This is a genomic window from Corynebacterium sp. HMSC11E11, from assembly GCF_001807025.1.
Taxonomy (GTDB): Bacteria; Actinomycetota; Actinomycetes; order Mycobacteriales; family Mycobacteriaceae; genus Corynebacterium; species Corynebacterium freneyi.
The window spans coordinates 1-5,561 of the sequence record NZ_KV787098.1 but is presented as its reverse complement, the minus strand read 5'-3'; the positions used below and the strand labels follow the sequence as shown (position 1 = coordinate 5,561).

Genomic DNA, 5,561 nt, shown 5'->3' with positions numbered 1-5,561 from the left:
TGGCACTTGACAAAAACATAGGGACACCCCCCAACACCACCCCACCCCAAAGTTCAATACATTGAATTTGGTGATTCATTGAACTGAACACTATTCTTGGCTGCCATGAGTATTAGCGTCCAGAACTTGAGCGTGAGCTACGGCGCGAACACCGCGATTCGGAACATCAGCTTCACCCTCGACTCCCCCGGCATGCACGGCATCATCGGCCCCAACGGCTCAGGCAAATCCACCCTCATGAAGGCGATGCTCCAGATCCTGGACAAACACAACGTCCACGGCACAGGCCCCACCGGCGCCCCTGCCGGCTACCCCGTCACCCTCGACGGCAAGGCCCCCGCCGAGCAGCGCCGCGCAATCGCTTATATCGAGCAGCGCTCTGACCTCGACCGCAACTTCCCCACCAGCGTCTTCGACACCGTCCTGATGGGCACTTACCCGCGCCTGGGTCTTTTCCACCGCCCCGGCAAGGCCGAACGCGAAGCAGCCACCCAGGCTCTCAAGGACGTCGACATGTGGGACTTTCGCCACCGCCACATCAGCGAACTCTCGGGCGGACAGTTCCAGCGCGTCCTCTTTGCCCGCGCCATCGTCCAGGACGCGGAGTACATCTTCCTGGACGAGCCCTTCGTCGGCATCGACGTCCCCAGCGAGAAGACGATCGTGACCCTGCTGCGGCAGATGGCGGACGCGGGCAAGCACGTCGTCGTCGTGCACCACGACATGAACACGGTGCGCGGCTACTACAACGACCTCATCGTCCTCAACGGCGAGCTCGTCGCGGCGGGTCCCACCGAGGAGGTCTTCGTCCCCGACGTGCTGCAGAAGGCCTTCGGCGCGCTCGTCATCCGCGAGCCGTCAGCACCAGCCCACCCCACGCCACGGCAGGCAGCCCTCCAGGAGGAGACAGCATGATCGCGGAGTTCCTCGACTCACTACTCAGCCACGGCTACCTGCAAAAAGCGCTGATCACCTCGGTGATCGTGGGCGTGGCCTGCGGCATCGTCGGCAGCTTCATCGTGCTGCGCGGCATGGCCCTGATCGGCGACGCCATCTCGCACGCCGTACTACCGGGGGTCGCGGCCTCCTACCTGCTCGGCACGAACCTCTTCCTCGGGGCGGTGGTCGCGGGTCTACTCGCCACACTGGCGATCGGGCTGATCAGCGAACGCTCCACTGTGAAGAACGATTCGGCGATCGGCATCGTCTTTTCCACCTTCTTCGCGATCGGCGTGCTGCTCATGGCGAAAGCGCAGACGGCGACGGATCTGACGGAGATCCTCTTCGGCAACGTCCTGACCGTTCAGGACGCCGACCGCAACCTCTCGATCGGTATTGCCGCTGCCGTGCTGATTCTCACGCTGGTCTTTTACAAGGAGCTCAAGCTCAGCACCTTCGACCCCGTCATGGCGCAGTCGGCTGGCGTGCCCGTGCGGGCAATCCACTACGGGCTGATGGTGGTGCTCACGCTGGTGACGGTCATTTCCCTGCAGACGGTGGGCGTGATCCTGGTGGTCTCCCTGCTGATTACTCCGGCGTCGGCGGCGTACCTGCTGACGAACCGGCTGGGAGTGATGATCGGGCTTTCAGTGGCGATCTCGGCGCTCAGCTCCGTAGTGGGGCTGTTCCTGAGCTATAGCTACAACGTGTCCTCCGGCGTGACGATCGTGCTGACCGCCAGCGCGCTGTTCCTGCTGGCTTTCCTCTTCGCGCCAGGCAAGGGACTGATTGCTCGCTCGCTGGGCAATAAGCCACTGGCCGCGCTGTTGGCCCTCCTGGTGGGCGGTGCCCTCGTGTTCGGGGCCGTGACCTTCTCGACGGAGGAGAAGGCAGACGGTGAGCAGCTGAACGTCGTCACCACCTTCACGCTGCTGGCGGACCTGGTGGAGGAGATCGGCGGCGAGGCGGTGGACGTCCATAACCTCGTGCCGACCGGCACGGACCCGCACGACTACGACCCCCTGCCCGCGGACCTGGATGCGACGAGCGACGCCGACCTGCTGTTCTACAACGGGCTGAACCTCGAGGGCGGTGAGCACGGCTGGCTCGCGAAACTGAAAAACACCGCGGGCCTGGACGATTCCCAGATGGTCGAGGCCACCAAGGGCGTGGAACCGAAGTACCTCAAGGACGAAAAGGGCAATCAGGAGATCAACCCGCACGCCTTCCTGGACCCGACCGTCGGCATCGCGATGGCCGAGAACGTGACCGCGGCGCTGGCCGAGGCCCTGCCCGAGCGTGCCGAGCACATCGAGGAGAAGGGGGCGGAGTACAAGGCCATGCTGGAGAGCATCGACGCCGACTACCGCGAGCAGATCGGTGCGCTGCCGAAGGAGGATCGTGTGCTCGTGGCCAGTGAACATGCCTTCCAATACATGGTCGACACCTACGGCATGGAGCAGCTGTATATCTGGCAGATCGACACGGATGAAAACGGCTCCCCCGCGCAGATCGGACACCTCGTGCGCCAGCTGAAGGACAAGCGCCCGAAGCACCTGTTCGTGGAGTCGAACGTGGATACGCGCCCCATGAAGACCGTCTCGAAGGAGGCCGGGATTCCGATCTTCGACGAGCCACTGCACTCCGATGAGCTCGGCAAGCCGGGCACGGTCGCGGGAACCTACGAGGATTTCCTGCGCAGCAACTTGAAGACCATGATCGCGGGGCTGAAGCGCTAAAACGCGAATGCTCGAGGCCCACATGCGTTGGGCTTCCCCGGTCGCATTCCCCCCCCGAATTCGACAAATGCAGCCTCACGCCAGGTGAACGCTGGTATAACCCCAGGACGCGAAATCGCGAGGCTGCATTTGTCGTCTAACGCCGTGGGCTGGGAAGGCGGGCCGGAGGCGGACGCGGGGGTGAGCAGCGGGGGCGAACCGGGATAACGGCCGATCAGCGAAAGACGACACGCTCCCGAGGAATCGCCATCAGGTCGAAGACCTCCGGCAGGTCGGCGATGTCGTCGACCTCGGCGAAAACATCTGCGCCCGCACCGCCCGCCCCCGCACCAGCTGCGTCAGCGCCCACACCGGCGGCATCCTCGCGCAAGGCTTCCGCACCGCCCGCGCCCGCAACGCCCGCCCCCGCCCGCAACGACTCGATGATCCACCGTTTCGCCTGCTCGGCGCTGATGTCGCGCAGCGTCACATCGCCGTCGCGTTTGGCCAGCCGCCTCCCCTCGGCGCTGACGACGAGCGGCACGTGCGCGTACGTCGGTTCGGGCACGCCGAGCAGATGCGCGAGGTGCGCCTGCCGGGGCGCGGAGCTCAGCAGGTCGTCGCCGCGCACGATTTCGGTGACGCCCTGGTCGGCGTCGTCGACGACGACGGCGAGGTTGTAGGCCCACATTCCGTCGGCGCGTCGCAGCACCATGTCGTCGACGTCGCCGGCGATGGTGCCGTGCAGGGCGTCGCGGGCGGTCCATTCGCGGACGTCGGAGCGCAGTCGCAGGGATGGCCCGCGCCCGTCGGCGGCCAGTGCTGCGGCTTTGTCGGCCCGCTGGTCGTCGGTCAGGTCGCGGCAGGTCCCGGGGTATGCGCCGGGGGCGCCGTGGGGTGCGCCGCCGATTTCGGCGAGTTCGCGTTGGATGTCCTTGCGGGAGCAGTAGCAGGGGTATGTGGGCAGGCGGCGGATTGCGTCGTCGTAAAGCGGGTGGCGGTCGGATTGGCGGACGGGTTCGTCGTCCCAGTCGAGGCCGATGGCGGCGAGGTCGGCGAGTTGGCGGGCCTCGTATTCGGGGCGGGATCGTTGGCGGTCGATGTCTTCGATGCGCACGAGGAATCGGCCGCCGGCGGCGCGGGCGCGCGCCCATGCGATGACGGCCGTGCGCAGGTTCCCCAGGTGGAGGTGGCCGGTCGGCGATGGCGCGTATCGCCCGACGTAGGGGCGGGCGGGGGTGTCGGCGGCGTCGTGCATGTTTTCCAGCCTAGGTAAGGGGTTGCTTTACGACGCCCGTCTCGTCGCCTCCGGCCGCGAATCCGTGGTGTCGGCGGCGGGTGTCCGGCGGTATCGTTGGCGCATGAGCAACTACGTCATATTCGTGGGGTCCCTCCGCAAGGCCTCGACCAACCGTCAGTTGGCGGAGGCTTTCATCCACCATCTGCCGGAGGGCGACACCGCCGCCGTCTTCGACCGCCTGCGCGACGTTCCGTTTTACGACGAGGACCTCGACGTTCCGGGCCAGGAGCCGGAGATCGTCCGCGAGCTGCGGGCCGCGGTGCGTGACGCGGATGGGCTGGTGATCATCACCCCGGAGTACAACCACACGGCGCCGGCGGTGATCACGAACGCCATCGACTGGTGCTCCCGCCCGATGGGTTCGGGCGTGCTGATGGGCAAGCCGTCGCTGGTGATGGGCTTCACCCCGGGGCCGCGGGCGTTGATCGGCGCGATCGCGGTGCTGCGCGAGGCGCTGGTGACGGTGCAGGCGAAGACGGTGCCCACCGATTACACGTGGGGCGACGCGTACCCGCTGCTCAACGGTCGGCATCCGAAGGACGTCGATGAGGTGGTCGGCATTCTCCACAAGGCACAGTCGGAGTTGCGTGCTTTGGTCGACGCCGCCCCGGTGGCCATCGATCCGCGTACGGGCGACGCCGCGAAGTAGGCGGGGCCACCGGCCGTTTTCCGCTGCTCGGATGTGGCCGCGGCGCGGCGGGGCATTAGACTCACGCGCCATGACCAATTCCGAATCTCCGGCCCACGGTTCTGGGCCGGGCGCTGCCGCGACCCCCGCGTTCACGCCCACGAACTCCCCCCGCACCGACAAGACCAGCACCGCAGCAGGCGCCGCCGCGAAGGCCGGCTCCGCCTCGAAATACGTCGACGCCATCGAGGCCGATGCGCCGCGCCACGTTCCCGTGCAGCGGTCGATGTACCCCATCCTGGTGGGCATCTTTACGGGCATCCTGCTGATCTCGAACATCACCGCCACCAAGGGCGTCGAATTGTTCGGCCTGGTCACCGACGGTGCGTTTTTCCTTTTCCCGCTGAGCTACGTCATCGGCGACGTACTGTCGGAGGTGTACGGATTCCGTGCCACCCGCCGCGCCGTGTACACGGGCTTCGCGGTGCTGGCCATCGGCATGGCCAGCTTCTTCATCGCCATCAACCTGCCGCCGGCGGACTTCTACGAAAACCAGGGGGCATTCGAGACCGTCCTGGGCACCGTCCCGCAGCTGGTGCTGGCGGGCCTGGCGGGTTACCTCGTCGGGCAGCTGCTCAACGCGTGGTCGCTGACGGCCATCAAGCGTCGGACGGGCGAGAAGTCGCTGTGGATGCGTCTGATCGGTTCGACGGTGGTCGGCGAGTTCGCCGACACCCTCATCTTCTGCTCCATCGCGGCGTCGGCGATCGGCATCTCCACGTGGGGTGACTTCATCAACTTCGTCATCGTCGGTTTCCTGTGGAAGACCGGCGTGGAGGTCGTGGTCCTGCCCGTGACGTACCAGGTCATCGCCTGGGTGAAGAAGCGCGAGGGCTACTACGACGTGCCGGCGGCCGCCTAAAACCCCCCGGCCCCTGCGGTAATCCCCGGCGGGGCGGCCATCCGCGGCCGCCCC

Annotated in this window: 5 protein-coding genes; 4 read left to right on the top strand and 1 reads right to left on the bottom strand. The window is 66.4% G+C overall.

Translation table 11 applies throughout. From position 1 onward, the window contains the following. The first annotated feature begins 105 nt into the window (after positions 1 to 105). Both HMPREF3121_RS00630 and HMPREF3121_RS00625 read left to right on the top strand, forming a co-directional pair. On the top strand, positions 106 to 915 hold the full coding sequence (locus tag HMPREF3121_RS00630; protein ID WP_035006260.1) for a metal ABC transporter ATP-binding protein: 810 nt from the start codon (positions 106 to 108) through the stop codon (positions 913 to 915). Next, on the top strand, positions 912 to 2,678 hold the full coding sequence (locus tag HMPREF3121_RS00625; protein WP_222865187.1) for a metal ABC transporter solute-binding protein, Zn/Mn family: 1,767 nt from the start codon (positions 912 to 914) through the stop codon (positions 2,676 to 2,678). Before HMPREF3121_RS00630 ends, HMPREF3121_RS00625 begins: the two co-directional genes overlap by 4 nt. Positions 2,679 to 2,892: 214 nt before the next feature. Here HMPREF3121_RS00625 and gluQRS read toward each other — a convergent pair whose 3' ends face one another. Beyond that, complete coding sequence (gene gluQRS, locus HMPREF3121_RS00620; RefSeq protein WP_070519092.1) at positions 2,893 to 3,915, bottom strand: tRNA glutamyl-Q(34) synthetase GluQRS; 1,023 nt, start codon at positions 3,913 to 3,915, stop codon at positions 2,893 to 2,895. Here gluQRS and HMPREF3121_RS00615 point away from each other — a divergent pair. Together HMPREF3121_RS00615 and HMPREF3121_RS00610 are read left to right on the top strand one after the other, a co-directional pair. Then, the gene (locus tag HMPREF3121_RS00615; RefSeq protein ID WP_141742899.1) at positions 3,914 to 4,606 is read left to right on the top strand and encodes an NADPH-dependent FMN reductase; all 693 of its coding nucleotides are present in this window, start codon (positions 3,914 to 3,916) and stop codon (positions 4,604 to 4,606) included. The two genes, gluQRS and HMPREF3121_RS00615, sit on opposite strands and share 2 nt — an antisense overlap. Before the next feature lie 70 nt (positions 4,607 to 4,676). Further along, on the top strand, positions 4,677 to 5,507 hold the full coding sequence (locus HMPREF3121_RS00610; protein ID WP_070519091.1) for a queuosine precursor transporter: 831 nt from the start codon (positions 4,677 to 4,679) through the stop codon (positions 5,505 to 5,507). The last annotated feature ends 54 nt before the right edge of the window (positions 5,508 to 5,561 follow it).

Excerpts from the sequence above, each read along its gene's own strand:
- HMPREF3121_RS00630 (WP_035006260.1), top strand. The coding sequence starts at position 106 with ATGAGTATTAGCGTCCAGAACTTGAGCGTGAGCTACGGCGCGAACACC.
- HMPREF3121_RS00625 (WP_222865187.1), top strand. The coding sequence starts at position 912 with ATGATCGCGGAGTTCCTCGACTCACTACTCAGCCACGGCTACCTGCAA.
- HMPREF3121_RS00615 (WP_141742899.1), top strand. The coding sequence starts at position 3,914 with ATGTTTTCCAGCCTAGGTAAGGGGTTGCTTTACGACGCCCGTCTCGTC.
- gluQRS (WP_070519092.1), bottom strand. The coding sequence starts at position 3,915 with ATGCACGACGCCGCCGACACCCCCGCCCGCCCCTACGTCGGGCGATAC.
- HMPREF3121_RS00610 (WP_070519091.1), top strand. The coding sequence starts at position 4,677 with ATGACCAATTCCGAATCTCCGGCCCACGGTTCTGGGCCGGGCGCTGCC.